Raw genomic sequence first — 16,639 nt, 5'->3', positions numbered from 1 at the left:
AAGTCATTTCAAAGTATGCTGCCCCGCTTCTTGGCAAAACCTATACGTGTTCAACAAAAGGTGGTTGATCACACTTTGAGAACATGCCATGCAGCTGAAGGACGAACAGTATATGACGAAAACACCGGGCGCAGTCTCGGGATGATATCGGATGTATGTTTCTCTCTGGACGGCCGGTTTCTCGGTTTCGTGCTGGAGCAGAAACGCCTGTTTCACAACCGCCATCTTTTTTTAGAGGCAAGTGATATAAAAGAGATGGATCAAGAAGCCGTAGCTGCCGGTCATGCTCATTTGCAGCCTTTGCCGAAGAGCTGTTTCACCTTTGAACAGATTAAGATGCAGCCGGTGAAATCGCCTGATGGTGAAATGTTCGGTTTGCTGGAAGATGTATACTTTTGTTTGGACAGGGGCATAATCGTAGCATATGAACTCTCGGACGGCTTCTTTTCAGATCTGGCCGGCAGACGCCAAGTGCGCCGCGCCGCCGATACGCTTATTGAAGCGGGGAAAGAAGGCATCGTCCTGAACGGATAAGAGGTGTAGTCTGTGCTTGTATGTCCGAACTGCAAAAGTAAAGATATCGGCAAAATCGGCGTAAACCAATACTATTGCTGGGGCTGCTTCATTGAGCTGACGGTGGCCAAAGGCAAAATTGCGACACATCAAGTAGAGGAAGACGGCACATTAAGCAGTCTTGATGATTTGTTTTCTGAAGACGAACGCAGTATCAATTTTTAAAGTTGAAAGGAGATACGCGCGATGGGCAGAACAATGACCTCTCTGTTGGCTTTAGGAGCTGGAGCCGTTATGTATCGTATGGCTTCTCAATCCGATATGCTGAATAAAAAAGGTATGAAACGGATGAGAAGACGAGTCATGAAAATGTTTTAAGCAGAAAAAAGGATACTTCTCCGGAAGTATCCTTTTTACGTTTGTCTCGCTTCCAGCCGTCTGGCTGCGAGAGACAGGCTGTAATTGACCGCGAAATACATCAGGGCCGCCAGCAGAAAGATCGGGGAAAAATACCCTCCGTCAGCGCTTTGTCCGTTTAAGATCTGCGCGTTATGAATCAGTTCGGGCAGAGCGATGACGACCGCAAGTGACGTATCCTTTAATAAGGAGATAAACTGGCTCACGATCGGAGGAACCATACGCCTGAGCGCCTGCGGCATGACGACGAGAAAAAGAGTCTGCGTGTACGTCAGTCCTGAAGAACGCGCCGCTTCAATCTGTCCTTTGTCAATGGATTGCAAACCGCTTCTGATGATTTCTGACAGCATGGCCGATTCAAAAATCGTCAGCGCCGTGATGGCGGCCGCGGTAATTTCCAGCTTGATCCCGATTTCCGGAAGGGCAAAAAACGTAAAGAAAATGATTAATAACAGCGGCAGGTTGCGGATGGTTTCCACAATGGCCGCTATAATGCCCGAGACGATAGGAATTTTCGCATAGCGCAAAGTGCCGGCGGCAAGCCCGAAAATAAAACTCAGGACAATGGAGATCAGCGCAACATAAAGTGTGACCAAAAAGCCGTCCCATAAAAACAGCAGATGGTCAGGTGTATAGGCGCCGCTAAAATCCATGTTTTTCACTCTCCTTCTCTAATAACTCTTTCCGAGACGTCTTTCCAAATAGTGAACCCCGATGCTGAGCGGGATCGTTACTATCAAATAAAAAAGCGCGACGAAAATATAGACATCAAACACGACAAGAGTGCTTGAGGAAACGAGATCCGCCTGATACATCAAATCGAGTCCCGCCACCACTCCGAGTATTGATGAGTTTTTGACAAGGTTGAGAAATTGGTTTCCGAGCGGGGGAATCACGATCTTTACGGCCTGAGGAAGAATGATATATCTCATCGCCTGACTGTAGGTGAAGCCTGACGATCTGGCCGCTTCCATCTGCCCTTTGGAGACAGTCTGAATTCCGGCTCTGATGGCTTCTGCGATAAAGGCGGACGTGTATATCGTAAGCGCAATCGTTCCCGCCTGAAAGCCGTCCAGTCTCAGCCCGACGTTCGGAAGTCCGAAATAAAAAACGAATGTGATGAGGAGAAGCGGGATGTTCCGGATAAATTCCACATACGCAGTGCCGATCCATTGAAGGGGTTTGAAAGCCGTGATTCTCATGACTGCGATCAGAACGCCCAGCGCAAAGCTGCCTGCCAGCGCGATGAAGCTCGCAAGCAATGTGTGCAGGAAACCGTCCATATACATATCGAAGTTTTCCGTTAAAATTGAAAAGTTCATCTATGTCACTCCTTATAAAACGGGGATGAGCATGCCTGCTCATCCCGCGGTCCTTTCTATTTTGCCGGTTCTTCTTTAATCCATTTTTTATAGATTTTTTCATACCTGCCGTCGGCTTTCATTTTTTTCAAAGAGGCGTTGATTTCCTTGATGAGTCCGGATTGGCCTTTTTTGACGGCGATTCCGTAAGGTTCATCGGTGAAGGTTTCGCCTGTCAGCTGATATTGTTTATTTTCATCTGCCATGCCGTATAAAATCGCATTATCGGTTGTGAGCGCATCTCCCTGTCCCGCTTTAAGCGCAGTGAACGCTTCGGCGTAATTTTCAAATTCCAGCACTGAGGCGTCAGGCGCTTTTTCTCTGATGTTTTGTGAGGAAGTAGAGCCTTTTACCGCCAATACTTTTGAGCCTTTTCCCAGGTCTTCGGTGCTTTTGATGCTGCTTCCTTTTTTGACGAGCAGGGATTGCCCGGCTTCAAAATAAACATCTGAGAAATCAACTTCTTTTTTCCGCTCATCCGTTATTGTCATCGTGGCGGTGATGGCATCGATATCGCCGTTTTGCAGCATCGGAATTCTCGTTTTTGACGTCACTTCTTTAAATTCCGCTTTCTTCTCATCCCCCAGAATATCTTTTGCGAGCTGTTTTGAGATATCAATATCGAAGCCTTCAATATCACCGGAGCTTGGGTTTTTCAGCCCGAATAACCTCGTGTCGGTTTTGACGCCGAAGATGATTTTGTCTCTGTCTTTAATAGAGGCTAACGTGTCTTTTCCCGTTCCTTTTGAATCTCCGGACGTTTCTTTCCCTCCGCAGGCGGCCAGCATAAAGACGGCCAGCAGTGATATCAACCCGAATGACAACCATTTTGTTACACGTGACATAAGCACTCCTCCGTTTCTTTTCAGTGATTTAAAATACGGCTTAAGAATAAACGCGCCCTCTCTTCACGTGGGCTTTCGTAAAATTCAGCCGGTGCAGCTTCTTCTAAGATGGCTCCGCCGTCGATAAACACGATGCGGTCCGCCACTTCTTTTGCGAATCCCATTTCATGTGTGACGACTGCCATGGTCATGCCTTCCTTTGCGAGTGTTTTCATGACATCCAGCACTTCCCCGATCATTTCCGGATCAAGCGCAGATGTGGGTTCATCAAACAGCATAATTTCGGGCTTCATCGCAAGCCCCCTGGCGATGGCGACACGCTGCTGCTGGCCGCCGGAAAGCTGTGAAGGATAAGCGTCCGCTTTTTCCGGTATACCGACTTTTTTCAAATAGTATAAGGCCGTTTCTTTTGCTTCTTCTTTTGATTGCTTAAGTACTTTGATCGGTGCGAGCATGATGTTTTGCAGAACGGTTTTGTGCGGGTACAGATGAAAATGCTGGAACACCATGCCGATATTGCGGCGGACCTTATTTATATCCGTTTTCTTGTCATGGATGGAGACGCCGTTTACCGTTAAGGCGCCTCCATCAACTGTTTCCAGCTGATTAATGCAGCGGAGAAGCGTGCTTTTTCCCGATCCTGAAGGTCCGATGATAACGACGACTTCCCCTTTTTTAATGTGCAGATTAATGTTTTTCAGCACGTGGAAATGTCCGTAGTGCTTATTTACATCCTGAAATGAAATCATGGCCAACCTCCTTAAAAAACATGAGTCATATTGACTGGACAGTTTTAAAACCCCTTAACACATTACGATAGTTATACAGATTTTTATGAATATTATTTAGATTATTTCGTAATTTCTGATAATTGTTTCCGTCAAGAGGTCTGTGTCATAAGGCGGAGTTTATGAAACGGGAATAATTCCGGCTTTCTGTCAAAAGATAAAGCAAGAGGTGAAACGTCATGCTTCAAAAACCGCTGCAGCTCTTAATGTGGACGGCTGTATGTCTGCTCGTTTTGTTAACAGTGTATGTCTTTTGCATGCTCGATATGTTATGGTCTCCCATTTGGCTTGTTATAAAATCTCTCTTTATTCCTATATTCATTGCAGTATTTATTGCTTATCTTTTACTTCCGATTACTGAATGGCTTCATAGAAAAGGGATGCCTAGAACTTTAAGCCTGCTTCTGATTTATTGCCTGTTTTTCGGCGGAATCGGCTGGGGGGTTTATAAAGGGGTTCCTGTTTTAATTGAACAGCTGCAGGATCTGTCTGAGAGCATTCCCGGTCTTGCCAAAAACTACAACAGCATGCTGAAGCATCTGCATAATCACACGGATCATTGGCCTGACGGCATGCACCATCGAATGGACAAAATGATTCAGCAGACAGAAACGTTTCTTGCCGGCACGATTGAAAGCACGATCAGAAGCATCCGTTTCGTGCTTGATTATATCCTGATCGCGGCGACGATTCCTTTTCTCGTGTTCTATATGGTGAAGGATATAGACGTCATGAAAAAGACGGTCTGGTATTTGACGCCGAAGTCCTGGAGAAAAAGGGGGAGTGAATTTCTGCGGGATGTGGACGACTCTCTCGGTGATTACATCCGCGGTCAGCTTCTCGTTTGTTTTTTGCTCGGGTTAATAGCCGGCGTTTCATTTTGGCTGTTCGGGCTTCCTTACCCGCTGATTTTGGGTCTTGCCATCGGGATTACGAATGTCATCCCGTATTTCGGTCCGTTTATCGGTGCTGTGCCGGCGCTGCTCCTTTCGCTGGCGATTTCTGCTAAAGCTGTGATCATCGTAATCGTCACGATTTTTATTCTGCAATTTATAGAAGGAAACATTTTGAGCCCGCTTATTGTCGGGCGCAGTCTCAGAATGCACCCCGTCGTGATCATGCTGGCGCTCCTTGCCGGAGGAGAGCTCGCGGGCATACCCGGCATGATTCTCGCTGTTCCGGCGGCAGCCGTTTTAAAAGTGACGGCCATACACTTTTTGCGGATCAGGACGGAACATTGACATTCGGGTTCTGCTTGTCTATAATTTCGAGTAGAATACATACGAATCTCGAGTGACGGATATGAGTACGCCGAAGCCCTGTTTAAGAGAGAAGCTCCGATACGCTGAAAGGAGCTTCAGCAGAAGATCGGCCGAAGCTAATCCTGAGTGCAGTTAAAGGCTGCCGCAGTCCTGCGTTACGGGATGAAAGGTGACAGGCCTTTTTCGGCCTGTAATCAGGGTGGTACCGCGAGACAGCTCTCGTCCCTGTGTGAACGCATGGTTTGCATAGGGAGAGAGCTTTTTTGCTGTCGCAAAAGAGAATTTCGGGTAGTGATAAGGAGGAACATAGATGAAACACTTAACTTCTGCTGAAGTGCGTCAAATGTTTTTAGATTTCTTTAAAGAAAAAGGCCATGCCGTTGAACCGAGCGCCTCATTGGTTCCGCATGAAGATCCGTCTTTATTATGGATCAACAGCGGCGTTGCGACGCTGAAAAAATACTTTGACGGCCGCGTTGTGCCGGAGAATCCGAGAATTGTAAACGCGCAAAAATCAATCCGAACAAATGATATTGAAAATGTGGGGAAAACGGCGCGCCACCACACGTTCTTTGAGATGCTCGGAAACTTTTCCATCGGTGATTATTTTAAAGAAGAAGCGATCACATGGGCATGGGAGTTTTTAACGAGCGAAAAGTGGATCGGCTTTGATCCGGAGCTGCTGTCTGTAACGGTTCACCCTGAGGATGAAGAAGCTTATACGCTATGGGCGGAAAAAATCGGCGTTCCGGAAGAAAGAATCATCCGTCTGGAAGGGAACTTCTGGGATATCGGCGAAGGCCCGAGCGGACCGAATACGGAAATTTTCTATGACCGCGGCGAGAAATACGGCAATGACCCGTCAGATTCTGAATTGTATCCGGGCGGCGAAAATGATCGTTATCTTGAAGTATGGAACCTGGTATTCTCAGAGTTCAACCACAACCCGGACGGCACGTACACACCGCTTCCGAAGAAAAACATTGATACGGGCATGGGGCTTGAACGGATGGTCTCCGTGATTCAGGATGTCCCGACAAACTTTGACACTGATTTGTTTATGCCGATTATTGAAGCAACAGAGCGCATTTCCGGAGATGTTTACGGAAAGGATGCAGTGAAGGATACGGCCTTTAAAGTGATCGCCGATCATATCAGAACGGTCGCATTTGCGGTAAGCGACGGAGCTCTGCCGTCAAATGAAGGGCGCGGGTATGTACTGAGACGCCTCTTGCGCCGGGCAGTGCGATACGCGAAAACCATCGGTATCAGCCGTCCGTTTATGTACGAGCTAGTACCGACTGTTGCAGGAATTATGGACGCTTTCTATCCGGAGGTGAAAGAAAAGCAAGAGTTTATCGCCAAAGTCATCAAAACGGAGGAAGAGCGCTTCCACGAAACATTAAACGAAGGTCTGGCCATTTTATCCGACGTGATAAAGAAAGAGAAGGAAAAAGGCAGCGGCATCATCTCCGGAAAAGACGTATTCAAACTGTACGATACGTACGGATTCCCGGTTGAATTGACGGAGGAATACGCGGAAGATGAGCAAATGACGGTTGACCATAAAGGCTTTGAAGCCGAAATGGAAAAACAGCGTGAACGGGCGAGAAATGCGCGCCAAGATGTAGGAAGCATGCAGGTTCAGGGCGGCGCATTGCGCGACATTACCGCAGAAAGCACATTTGTCGGCTACAGTGCCGTAAAAGCTGAAGCGAAGGTGATCGAGCTTCTTCATGACGGGCAATTAATCAGTGAGGCGCATGAAGGGGATACCGTCCAAATCCTTCTTGACAAAACGCCTTTCTATGCTGAAAGCGGCGGACAGATCGGTGACAGAGGAGTGCTGAGAAGCGAGCAGGCTGTCGTAACCATTAAAGACGTGAAAAAAGCTCCGAACGGTCAGCATGTACACGAAGGCACGGTGGCTAGCGGCACGATTCAAAAAGGCGCAAGCGTGACGGCTGAAGTTGAAGATCAAATGAGAAGCGGCGTGGTGAAAAACCATACGGCTACCCACCTTCTGCACCAGGCGCTGAAAGACGTTCTCGGCACACATGTCAACCAAGCGGGTTCACTCGTTACCGAAAACCGTCTGCGTTTTGACTTCTCTCATTTCGGTCAAGTGACGAAAGAAGAACTTGAACGCATTGAAGGAATCGTCAACGAAAAAATCTGGGAGAGCATTCCGGTAGCGATTGATTTAAAACCGATCAATGAAGCGAAAGAAATGGGCGCGATGGCCCTGTTCGGCGAGAAATACGGCGATATCGTCCGCGTCGTACAAGTCGGAGATTACAGCCTTGAGCTTTGCGGCGGATGCCATGTCACGAATACGGCTGAAATCGGCCTGTTTAAAATCGTATCCGAATCAGGGATCGGCGCAGGGACGCGAAGAATTGAAGCCGTAACAGGAAAAGGCGCTTATCAGGAAATGAACAGCCAGCTCAGCCTTCTGCAGCACGCTGCGGACGAGCTGAAATCAAACGTAAAAGACGTACCGAAGCGAATTCAGTCTCTTCAAGCGGAGCTGAAGGAAGCGCAAAGAGAAAATGAATCATTGCTCAGCAAACTCGGCAATGTAGAAGCCGGAGCCATTCTGTCTAAAGTAAAAGACATCGGCGGCGTAAAAGTGCTGGCTGAAAAAGTAAATGCGAAAGACATGAACCACCTTCGCACTATGGTGGATGATCTGAAAGCGAAGCTCGGTTCTGCGGTCATCATTCTCGGCGCCGTGCAAAATGAGAAAGTCAACCTTTCAGCAGGCGTGACGAAAGACCTGATTGAAAAAGGTCTTCACGCCGGCAAAATGGTCAAACAAGCGGCTGAAGTCTGCGGAGGCGGAGGCGGAGGCCGTCCGGACATGGCGCAGGCCGGCGGAAAGCAGCCTGAAAAATTGGAAGAGGCGCTCGCATCTGCGGAAGATTGGATAAAATCCGTTTTATAATCCTTTCAACTAGTGTAGAATGATGATAAGATGAGGACCTCAGGCTGAACTTTGCCTGCGAATTTGGGAAAGAGGTGCAAAACGGTGAGCTCGTTTGATAAAACGATGAAATTTAATTTCTCCGATGATTCTGCTGAAACAAACGTCGAAGAAGTGCTGATTACGGTATATGATGCGCTTCAGGAAAAGGGGTACAATCCTATCAACCAGATTGTCGGATACTTGCTGTCTGGAGATCCTGCATACATTCCTAGGCATCGCGACGCCCGGAACTTAATTCGCAAACTGGAACGTGACGAATTAATCGAGGAATTGGTAAAATCCTATCTAGAACAGCATAAAGAGGCGTAAATACATTCATGAGAATATTGGGACTTGATCTTGGAACGAAAACACTCGGCGTAGCTTTAAGCGATGAAATGGGCTGGACCGCTCAAGGCATTGAGACGATAAAAATAAACGAGGCTGAAGGAGATTACGGTCTGGACCGTTTATCCGAGCTGATGAAAGACTATAATGTAGAGAAGATCGTGCTCGGTTTTCCGAAAAACATGAACGGGACGATCGGTCCGAGAGGCGAAGCCAGCCAAACATTTGCGAAACTGCTTGAAACAGCGTACAATGTCCCTGTTGTGCTGTGGGACGAGCGTCTGACGACGATGGCGGCTGAAAAAATGCTGATCGCGGCTGACGTCAGCAGGCAAAAACGAAAAAAAGTCATTGATAAAATGGCGGCTGTCATGATCCTTCAAGGATATCTGGACAGTTTAAACTAAGAGGTGAAAAAAATGGAACACGGCGAAAAACACATTACAATTGTCGATGATCAAGGCAACGAACAGCTTTGCGAAGTGCTGTTCACATTTGAAAACGACACATTCAACAAATCTTACGTACTTTATTATCCGATTGATGCTCAAGACGATGATGAAATCGAAATTCACGCTTCAAGCTTCGAACCGAACGAAAACGGTGAAGACGGCGAATTGATGCCGATTGAAACCGATGAAGAGTGGGAAATGATCGAAGAAACGCTGAACACGTTTTTAGCGGAAGAAGACGAAGAATAAAATGAACGGAAAAAGCCGGAGCGCATATGCGCTTCGGCTTTTTTTTGTAATAAATTGCCGAATGCACATGAATCATGTAGTATAAGAGCTGTTGGGAGGAAAATACTTGTATGAATATCAATCAGACTAAACATTCATTTCCGCGTAAAAACAAAAAAACGACGATAATACTGTCCTCCGTGATCGCTCTGCTTATCATCATTTGCGGTGCTTTTTTCTATGGAAAATCTCTGCTGTCTCCGGTTGACAAAGGCAGCAAAACGGCAGTCAATATTAATATTCCGAGCGGTTCTTCCGTTTCGGCAATCGCTGAAATTCTTGAGGATCAGCATGTCATCAAAAGCAAAAAAGCATTTCAGCTGTATGTGAAGTATAAGGGCGCTTCCGGGTTTCAGGCGGGATTTTACCACCTGAATAAAGGAATGGATGCGGATGCGATTATCAAAAAACTGACCGCGGGATCAACGGGATATGCCTTTCAGATCTCCGTTCCTGAAGGAAAACAGCTTACACAGATTGCAGAGGCGATCGCAAAAGAAACATCATATTCTAAAGAAGAGATCATGGCGAAACTGGATGACAAAACATTCATCGGCAAACTGAAGAAACAGTTTCCTGATACGATAACGGACGCACTTTCAAACAAGAAGCTCAAGCATCCGCTCGAAGGCTATCTGTATCCGGCCACATATCCGTTTAATGATCCGGATGCATCGCTTGACACGATTTTGACGGCAATGGTTCAGGAAACAAACACCCGTATCGAAACGTATAAATCTGAACTGGAAAAAAAGAAACTTTCCGTCCATAACGCGCTGACAATGGCATCGCTAATTGAAGAAGAAGCCACCGCCAAAGCTGACCGTCACAAAATCGCCAGCGTTTTTTACAACAGGCTCGAAGAAAAAATGCCGCTGCAGACTGATCCGACGGTATTATATGCGGCCGGTAAGCATAAAAGCCGGGTCTACTACAAAGACCTGAAAATTGATTCTCCGTTTAATACGTATAAACATAAGGGGCTGCCGCCGGGACCGATTGCAAATGCCGGTGATTCATCATGGGAAGCGGCTCTCCGCCCTGACAAAACGGATTATCTCTATTTCCTTGCAAAATCAAACGGCGAGGTTGTTTTCACCAAAACATTAAAAGACCATAATAAAGCGAAGGAAAAGTATATTTCCAAAAAAGACAGCGAATAAAAGGAGGGCAAAAGCTCTCCTTTTATTCCATTCTGAAAGGTTTTATGATAAAATATATCGGGTTGTTTACTTATGGATAAAGAAGTGTCTTAAGAGAGTGTCCCCGCGGATTCGTCAGGGGCACTCCTTTTTAGAACGGAGGCTGTTTGCCGTGAATGATCGGTATGAACAAATAAACGAGTATATAAACGCGATGCTGAAGCCTCGGCCTGATAAAGTGAAAAAGCTTGAAGCCTATGCAAAAGAGCACCATGTTCCGATTATGGAAGAAGCGGGCATTGAAGTGCTGCTTCAAATGCTGTCGATTCAACAGGCGAAAAACATTTTGGAAATCGGCGCGGCAATCGGATATTCCGCCATACGGATGGCGCTTGAGCTTCCGGGTGCGAATATTTACACGATTGAACGGGACGACAAACGCTATGAAGAAGCTGTGAACAATATAAAAGACTTTGAAATGGAAAACCGGATTCACGTAATGCACGGGGATGCGCTGGAACTTTCTGAGTCTGTCCGTGTCACGGCTCCTTATGATGCCATTTTTATCGACGCGGCCAAAGGCCAGTACACGAACTTTTTTGAGCTCTATGAACCGATGCTTGCGCCGGATGGAGTCATTTTTACGGACAATGTTCTGTTTAAAGGACTGGTGGCACAAAATCACTCGGACATTGAGCCGAAAAGAAGACGGAAGCTTGTTGAAAAAATTGATCAATATAACCAATGGCTGATGGACCGGCCTGACTATCAAACGGTCATACTGCCGGTCGGAGACGGCATCGCCATCAGTAAAAAGAAGAGGTGAAGGATCATGAAAAAACCTGAACTTTTGGTGACTCCGACTTCTGTACAGGATATTCTTCCGCTCATTCAAGCGGGCGCAACGGCCCTGTTGGTCGGAGAACAGAGATACGGTCTGAGACTGGCCGGTGAATTTTCAAGAGAAGATATAAAAGAAGCCGTAAAGACAGCTCATCAGGAAGGCGCGAAAGTGTACGCCGCCGTCAATGCTATTTTTCACAACGAAAAAGTGGACGAGCTGAACGGCTATCTTGCCTTTTTGCAGGAGGCCGGCGTTGATGCGGCTGTTTTCGGTGATCCGGCCGTTTTAATGGCGGCGCGTGAAGCGGCTCCCGAGCTTAAACTGCATTGGAGCACGGAAACAACGGGAACCAACTACTATTCCTGCAATTACTGGGGACGCAAAGGCGCACGGCGGGCAGTGCTGGCTAAGGAATTAAATATGGACAGCATCATTGACATAAAAGAAAACGCCGAAGTGGAAATTGAAATTCAAATCCACGGCATGACGTGCATGTTCCAATCGAAGCGTTCTTTAGTGGGCCATTACTTCGAATACCAGGGTAAAGTCATGGACATCGAACAGAAGAAAAAAGAAGCGGGGATGTTTCTGCATGACAAGGAACGGGGCAATAAATACCCGATTTTTGAAGATGAAAACGGCACGCACATCATGAGCCCGAACGATGTGTGCATGATTGATGAATTAGAGGACCTGATGGACGCCGGCATCGATTCTTTCAAAATCGACGGAGTTTTGAAGTCTCCTGAATACTTAACTGAAGTGACCCGCATGTACAGAGAAGCAATCGATTTGTGCTTCGAAAGCCGGGAGACATACGAAGAGAAAAAAGAGAGCTGGATAGAGCGGATTGAAAGCATTCAGCCTGTGAACAGAAGCATCGACACAGGATTCTTCTTTAAAGAAACGGTCTATTAAAAAGGAGGGTGCAACGGATGACAGCCGTAAATCAAACCATTTCCAAAGTAGTAAACGGAAAACGCGTCATTACGAAAAAACCTGAACTCCTTGCTCCGGCAGGAAACCTTGAAAAATTAAAAATTGCCGTTCATTACGGAGCGGACGCGGTTTTTATCGGAGGACAGGAATACGGACTCCGCTCAAATGCGGATAACTTCTCAATAGAAGAAATCGCAGAGGGCGTAGAATTTGCCAAAAAATACGGGGCAAAAATATATGTGACAACAAACATTTTCGCCCATAATGAAAATATGGACGGTCTGGAAGAATACTTAAAAGCGTTGGGAGACGCAAAAGTTGCCGGAATTATCGTCGCTGATCCGCTGATTATTGAAACATGCCGGAGAGTGGCCCCGGACGTAGAAATTCACCTCAGTACACAGCAGTCCCTTTCCAACTGGAAAGCGGTGCAGTTCTGGAAAGAAGAAGGGCTTGACCGCGTGGTGCTTGCCCGTGAAACGAGCGGACTGGAAATTAAAGAAATGAAGGAAAAGGTGGATATTGAAATTGAAACCTTTATCCACGGCGCCATGTGTATCGCTTATTCAGGCCGATGCGTGCTGAGCAATCACATGACGGCCCGGGATTCCAACCGCGGCGGCTGCTGTCAGTCCTGCCGCTGGGATTATGACCTGTATCAGACAGATGGTGCAAACGCGGTCGCGCTCTATGACGAAGAAGACGCTCCGTTTGCGATGAGCCCGAAAGATTTAAAACTGATTGAATCCATTCCGCAAATGATCGAGATGGGCATCGACAGCCTGAAAATTGAAGGCCGGATGAAATCGATTCATTACGTTGCGACGGTTGTCAGCGTGTATCGCAAAGTCATCGACGCATACTGCGCTGATCCTGAAAACTTTGTCATTCAAAAAGAATGGCTGGATGAGCTGGACAAATGTGCAAACCGGGATACCGCGCCTGCTTTCTTTGAAGGCACGCCCGGGTATGAAGAGCAGATGTTCGGCGAACACGGAAAGAAAACAACATTTGATTTTGCCGGTCTCGTGCTCGCGTATAACGAGGAAACTCAAATGGTGACGCTCCAGCAGCGCAATTTCTTTAAACAAGGTGACGAAGTGGAATTTTTCGGTCCTGAAATCGACAATTTCACATTCACAATCGGCACTATTTGGGACGAAGACGGAAACGAGCTTGATGCTGCCCGCCATCCCCTGCAAATCGTTACATTTAAAGTAGACAAAAAGATTTATCCGAGCAACATGATGAGAAAGGGGAAGTAATCACCAATGGGTAAGAGTCCTGTAGTTATAGGCATCGCAGGAGGTTCCGGATCAGGAAAAACAAGCGTCACCCGTTCCATCTATGAACAGTTTAAAGGACACTCGATTTTAATGATCCAGCAAGACCTTTATTATAAAGACCAAAGCCATCTTCCGTTTGAAGAAAGGCTGAACACAAACTATGATCACCCGCTCGCATTTGATAATGACTATTTAATCGAGCATATTCAGGAGCTTTTGAATTACCGGCCGATAGAAAAGCCGATTTATGATTATAAACTGCATACGCGTTCTGAGGAAACCATTCCGGTTGAGCCGAAGGATGTCATTATTCTGGAAGGCATTCTCGTTCTCGAAGATAAAAGACTTCGCGACCTCATGGATATGAAACTTTATGTCGACACGGACGCGGATCTCCGTATCATCAGACGGATTATGAGAGATATTAACGAAAGAGGCCGTTCAATCGATTCTGTCATTGAGCAGTATGTGTCCGTCGTCAGACCGATGCACAATCAGTTTGTTGAACCGACGAAACGCTACGCGGACATCATTATTCCGGAAGGCGGACAAAACCACGTCGCAATTGATCTGATGGTCACGAAGATTCAAACGATCCTTGAACAAAATGCAATTTTGTAATACCATAGCATAGACATAAATAACTCAGACCATATTATGTATAGGCTGGAAGGGAATGAGACAGTTCCCTTCTTTCCCTGTTTATAAACCGAAACATTTGCAGAAAACACACATTCAGTTTAAGATAAACAGTACCTATATGGGAGAGAAGAACGAGGACTGCCCTGTGTTCTCATTCTTGATTTTTTCGTTTATGCTCTCATACATAATCACACGTTATTGTTGAGGGACAACCACCAAGGAGTGAAGGAACATGGCACAAGAAAAAGTTTTTCCGATGACTCACGAAGGAAAACAAAAACTAGAACAAGAATTAGAGCAATTGAAAACGGTTAAACGTAAAGAAGTAGTAGAACGAATTAAAATCGCAAGAAGCTTCGGAGATCTGTCAGAGAACTCTGAGTATGATTCTGCAAAAGAAGAACAGGCATTTGTGGAAGGGCGCATCACGACGCTTGAAAACATGATCCGCAATGCGAAAATCATCGAGGACGACGGCGGTTCAAATGTAGTCGGTTTGGGAAAAACCGTATCATTCATCGAATTGCCGGACGGTGAAGAAGAATCTTACACGATTGTCGGAAGCGCTGAAGCCGATCCGTTTGAAGGGAAAATTTCAAACGACTCGCCAATCGCCAAAAGCCTGCTCGGCAGAAAAGTGGACGAAGAAGTGACAGTTCAGACGCCGGGCGGAGAAATGCTCGTGAAAATTGTGAAAATTTCATAAGATCCGTTTAACAATGAAACACCTCGTCCAAAATGTGGATGAGGTGTTTTTTATGATCGTATCAAAAAGGCTGAAAACGGCCGTGATTTGTTTTCTGCTTGTGTTTTTCTTTCTGCTTGCGAGGCTGGCTGAAATTCAGTTGTTTTTTACAGAATCTTTTTCAAAATCCAATATTAATCTGATTCAGGAAAGCGTCAAGCAGCGGACGGAAGAAGTCCTTATTTCAGATGGACGCGGCTCTTTTCTTGATCGGAACGGCAAAGAACTGACCGGAAAAAAGCAGCCTGCCGTCATACTGTTTCCCTTTCTCGTGACGCAGGATTGGCCGGTTGACCGGGTATCAGACATTCTCGGAATGAAACAGGGGGAGCTCAGGCAGCTGCTCACGGAAGCGAAAAAACCGGTGGTCCTGAACAGCAGAAAAATAAAACATTTGACGAAACAATCCGTGTCAAATATCAATTCTTTGAAATATCCCGGCATTTACGGCGTATATATGAAAGACAGCAAAGAAACAAACATAGCCGCTCATCTGTTGGGCGCGACAAACCAGGACCCTGAGCTTTTGAAAAAGAAATACCCCGGCAGGAAGGAACTGCCGATCACGGCAAAGATCGGGACAAGCGGGATGGAGCGGACGTTTGATGAGTTTTTACTGGCGGATCAGGACACAAAACTTTTGTATCATGTCGACGGAAGGGGAAACCCTTTATTCGGAATGGACGTCAAATATACGGCTGAAGCAAACGCGTTTTATCCGCTGCAAGTCAAAACCTCCATCGACCGCAATATTCAAAAAGCAATGGAAGATGTATTGAAAGACCGCGGGTTAAAAAAGGGGGGAGCCGTCCTTTTAGACATTGAAAAAAGCAGTGTGCTCGGAATGGTATCAAAGCCTGACGCCGACATGTCAAAGCAGCAGACACTGCAAAATTACATGCTGACGCCGATTTATCCGGGATCAGTGTTTAAAACGGTGATCGCCGCAGCCGCCATAGAACAAAACGAAGTGAAGCCGGGCACATCCTTTAACTGCAATCTCAACCTGTACGGAGAGCCGGGGGATGACAAAGGCACGCTCAGTTTTGGAGAAAGCTTTGCCCAAAGCTGCAATTATACGTTTACAAGCCTTGCGGAAAAATTGATCAAAAAAGATGATTCCGTTATTGAAAACATGGCGGAAAAACTCGGTCTCACCCAGCGGGCGGGCTGGGAAGGCAAGCTGTACCGGGAAGACGGATTCAGGCAGCTGTATAATGAAAAAAGCGGGGTCATTTGGGGAGATGACAAAGACAAAACCGTAAAAAAAGCCGTCGCACAGACGGCGATCGGGCAAAAAAACGTGAAAGTCACGCCTCTTGAAGTCGCCAATATGATGGCGGCGATCGCGCGCGGCGGTGAAAAAAAACAAGTCAAAATCGCGGACAAAATTGAATACAAAAACAAAACGACGATGGCGTCATTCAAAGATCAGCCGTTAAAAGGGGAAAACATCGACAAATATACGGCGCAGCAGCTTCAAAAAATTCTCAGAGAAGTCGTCACCTCACCGAAAGGAACCGGCCGAAGGTTTCAGGATCTGCCGTATGAGATAGCAGGCAAATCGGGAACGGCCCAGACGGGAATGTTCACAAAAGAAAAACAGACGCTTTACCACAAATGGTTTGCGGGATACTTTCCCGCGGACAAGCCGAAATATGCTCTCGTGGTGCTGCACATGGACACGCCGGGGGATAAGGCTCTGACAAATACAGTGTTTTATGATATTGTTAAAAAGGTACATGAAAATGAAATAAATCAGACATAGAACAACCGCTCAGCCCATGTTAAAATATATG

Annotated in this window: 19 protein-coding genes and 1 other annotated feature; of the genes, 15 read left to right on the top strand and 4 right to left on the bottom strand. The window is 46.4% G+C overall.

The features are described from left to right. Positions 1–75: 75 nt before the first annotated feature. The 3 genes from NYE28_RS14360 to NYE28_RS14350 are packed head-to-tail and all read left to right on the top strand — an operon-like array spanning position 76 to position 891. Positions 76–534 carry a PRC-barrel domain-containing protein gene (locus NYE28_RS14360; RefSeq protein ID WP_007408205.1) on the top strand — a complete coding sequence of 153 codons (459 nt, stop codon included), beginning with the start codon at positions 76–78 and terminating at the stop codon, positions 532–534. A gap of 12 nt (positions 535–546) precedes the next feature. Beyond that, positions 547–738 carry a hypothetical protein gene (locus NYE28_RS14355; protein ID WP_003152738.1) on the top strand — a complete coding sequence of 64 codons (192 nt, stop codon included), beginning with the start codon at positions 547–549 and terminating at the stop codon, positions 736–738. Positions 739–759: 21 nt separating this feature from the next. After that, positions 760–891, top strand: a complete 132-nt coding sequence (locus tag NYE28_RS14350; RefSeq protein ID WP_003152741.1) for a YrzQ family protein — start codon at positions 760–762, stop codon at positions 889–891. A gap of 35 nt (positions 892–926) precedes the next feature. Here NYE28_RS14350 and NYE28_RS14345 read toward each other — a convergent pair whose 3' ends face one another. Genes NYE28_RS14345 through NYE28_RS14330 form a run of 4 tightly spaced genes read right to left on the bottom strand, consistent with a single transcriptional unit; the run spans position 927 to position 3,885 of the window. Continuing rightward, the gene (locus NYE28_RS14345) at positions 927–1,583 is read right to left on the bottom strand and encodes an amino acid ABC transporter permease (RefSeq protein ID WP_342490145.1); all 657 of its coding nucleotides are present in this window, start codon (positions 1,581–1,583) and stop codon (positions 927–929) included. 18 nt (positions 1,584–1,601) lie between these two features. After that, complete coding sequence (locus tag NYE28_RS14340; RefSeq protein ID WP_061860749.1) at positions 1,602–2,252, bottom strand: amino acid ABC transporter permease; 651 nt, start codon at positions 2,250–2,252, stop codon at positions 1,602–1,604. Positions 2,253–2,308: 56 nt separating this feature from the next. After that, positions 2,309–3,136, bottom strand: coding sequence for a transporter substrate-binding domain-containing protein (locus NYE28_RS14335; protein ID WP_007408208.1), 828 nt, complete (start codon positions 3,134–3,136; stop codon positions 2,309–2,311). Positions 3,137–3,156: 20 nt separating this feature from the next. After that, on the bottom strand, positions 3,157–3,885 hold the full coding sequence (locus NYE28_RS14330) for an amino acid ABC transporter ATP-binding protein (protein WP_007408209.1): 729 nt from the start codon (positions 3,883–3,885) through the stop codon (positions 3,157–3,159). A 218-nt stretch (positions 3,886–4,103) separates the two neighbouring features. Here NYE28_RS14330 and NYE28_RS14325 point away from each other — a divergent pair, with 218 nt between their 5' ends. The 12 genes from NYE28_RS14325 (at position 4,104) to NYE28_RS14270 (ending at position 16,608) form a co-directional block, all read left to right on the top strand. Beyond that, complete coding sequence (locus NYE28_RS14325; protein ID WP_007612803.1) at positions 4,104–5,165, top strand: AI-2E family transporter; 1,062 nt, start codon at positions 4,104–4,106, stop codon at positions 5,163–5,165. Positions 5,166–5,208: 43 nt separating this feature from the next. After that, positions 5,209–5,416 (top strand) — a binding site (T-box leader). A gap of 80 nt (positions 5,417–5,496) precedes the next feature. After that, entirely contained in the window at positions 5,497–8,133 is a 2,637-nt protein-coding gene (gene alaS, locus NYE28_RS14320) for an alanine--tRNA ligase (RefSeq protein ID WP_042635383.1), read from the top strand. Between the two features lie 84 nt (positions 8,134–8,217). Beyond that, positions 8,218–8,484, top strand: coding sequence for an IreB family regulatory phosphoprotein (locus NYE28_RS14315; protein WP_003152749.1), 267 nt, complete (start codon positions 8,218–8,220; stop codon positions 8,482–8,484). An 8-nt stretch (positions 8,485–8,492) separates the two neighbouring features. Next, complete coding sequence (ruvX, locus tag NYE28_RS14310) at positions 8,493–8,909, top strand: Holliday junction resolvase RuvX (RefSeq protein ID WP_003152750.1); 417 nt, start codon at positions 8,493–8,495, stop codon at positions 8,907–8,909. 12 nt (positions 8,910–8,921) lie between these two features. After that, positions 8,922–9,203 carry a DUF1292 domain-containing protein gene (locus NYE28_RS14305; RefSeq protein ID WP_003152751.1) on the top strand — a complete coding sequence of 94 codons (282 nt, stop codon included), beginning with the start codon at positions 8,922–8,924 and terminating at the stop codon, positions 9,201–9,203. A gap of 110 nt (positions 9,204–9,313) precedes the next feature. Further along, complete coding sequence (gene mltG, locus NYE28_RS14300; RefSeq protein ID WP_012118069.1) at positions 9,314–10,405, top strand: endolytic transglycosylase MltG; 1,092 nt, start codon at positions 9,314–9,316, stop codon at positions 10,403–10,405. A gap of 151 nt (positions 10,406–10,556) precedes the next feature. Then, a complete protein-coding gene (locus tag NYE28_RS14295) occupies positions 10,557–11,210 on the top strand; it encodes an O-methyltransferase (protein ID WP_174747042.1) in 654 nt (217 codons plus the stop codon). A 6-nt stretch (positions 11,211–11,216) separates the two neighbouring features. After that, a complete protein-coding gene (locus NYE28_RS14290; RefSeq protein ID WP_007408214.1) occupies positions 11,217–12,146 on the top strand; it encodes a peptidase U32 family protein in 930 nt (309 codons plus the stop codon). A gap of 17 nt (positions 12,147–12,163) precedes the next feature. Beyond that, positions 12,164–13,432 (top strand): U32 family peptidase, encoded by a 1,269-nt coding sequence (locus NYE28_RS14285; protein ID WP_003152759.1) that lies wholly within the window; start codon positions 12,164–12,166, stop codon positions 13,430–13,432. Between the two features lie 6 nt (positions 13,433–13,438). Then, positions 13,439–14,074, top strand: coding sequence for a uridine kinase (udk, locus tag NYE28_RS14280; RefSeq protein WP_003152763.1), 636 nt, complete (start codon positions 13,439–13,441; stop codon positions 14,072–14,074). A 253-nt stretch (positions 14,075–14,327) separates the two neighbouring features. Further along, a complete protein-coding gene (gene greA / locus NYE28_RS14275) occupies positions 14,328–14,801 on the top strand; it encodes a transcription elongation factor GreA (RefSeq protein WP_003152766.1) in 474 nt (157 codons plus the stop codon). A 52-nt stretch (positions 14,802–14,853) separates the two neighbouring features. Next, a complete protein-coding gene (locus NYE28_RS14270; RefSeq protein ID WP_015417895.1) occupies positions 14,854–16,608 on the top strand; it encodes a penicillin-binding protein 2 in 1,755 nt (584 codons plus the stop codon). Positions 16,609–16,639 lie beyond the last annotated feature (31 nt).

Source organism: Bacillus sp. FSL R5-0443 (assembly GCF_038608285.1).
Lineage (GTDB): Bacteria > Bacillota > Bacilli > Bacillales > Bacillaceae > Bacillus > Bacillus velezensis.
The sequence above is the reverse complement of the archived record's forward strand: the minus strand, read 5'-3'. Positions and strand labels throughout refer to the sequence as shown.

Excerpts from the sequence above, each read along its gene's own strand:
- NYE28_RS14350 (WP_003152741.1), top strand. The coding sequence starts at position 760 with ATGGGCAGAACAATGACCTCTCTGTTGGCTTTAGGAGCTGGAGCCGTT.
- NYE28_RS14330 (WP_007408209.1), bottom strand. The coding sequence starts at position 3,885 with ATGATTTCATTTCAGGATGTAAATAAGCACTACGGACATTTCCACGTG.
- ruvX (WP_003152750.1), top strand. The coding sequence starts at position 8,493 with ATGAGAATATTGGGACTTGATCTTGGAACGAAAACACTCGGCGTAGCT.
- greA (WP_003152766.1), top strand. The coding sequence starts at position 14,328 with ATGGCACAAGAAAAAGTTTTTCCGATGACTCACGAAGGAAAACAAAAA.
- NYE28_RS14285 (WP_003152759.1), top strand. The coding sequence starts at position 12,164 with ATGACAGCCGTAAATCAAACCATTTCCAAAGTAGTAAACGGAAAACGC.
- NYE28_RS14345 (WP_342490145.1), bottom strand. The coding sequence starts at position 1,583 with ATGGATTTTAGCGGCGCCTATACACCTGACCATCTGCTGTTTTTATGG.
- udk (WP_003152763.1), top strand. The coding sequence starts at position 13,439 with ATGGGTAAGAGTCCTGTAGTTATAGGCATCGCAGGAGGTTCCGGATCA.
- NYE28_RS14270 (WP_015417895.1), top strand. The coding sequence starts at position 14,854 with ATGATCGTATCAAAAAGGCTGAAAACGGCCGTGATTTGTTTTCTGCTT.
- NYE28_RS14340 (WP_061860749.1), bottom strand. The coding sequence starts at position 2,252 with ATGAACTTTTCAATTTTAACGGAAAACTTCGATATGTATATGGACGGT.
- NYE28_RS14290 (WP_007408214.1), top strand. The coding sequence starts at position 11,217 with ATGAAAAAACCTGAACTTTTGGTGACTCCGACTTCTGTACAGGATATT.
- NYE28_RS14335 (WP_007408208.1), bottom strand. The coding sequence starts at position 3,136 with ATGTCACGTGTAACAAAATGGTTGTCATTCGGGTTGATATCACTGCTG.
- mltG (WP_012118069.1), top strand. The coding sequence starts at position 9,314 with ATGAATATCAATCAGACTAAACATTCATTTCCGCGTAAAAACAAAAAA.
- alaS (WP_042635383.1), top strand. The coding sequence starts at position 5,497 with ATGAAACACTTAACTTCTGCTGAAGTGCGTCAAATGTTTTTAGATTTC.
- NYE28_RS14305 (WP_003152751.1), top strand. The coding sequence starts at position 8,922 with ATGGAACACGGCGAAAAACACATTACAATTGTCGATGATCAAGGCAAC.
- NYE28_RS14325 (WP_007612803.1), top strand. The coding sequence starts at position 4,104 with ATGCTTCAAAAACCGCTGCAGCTCTTAATGTGGACGGCTGTATGTCTG.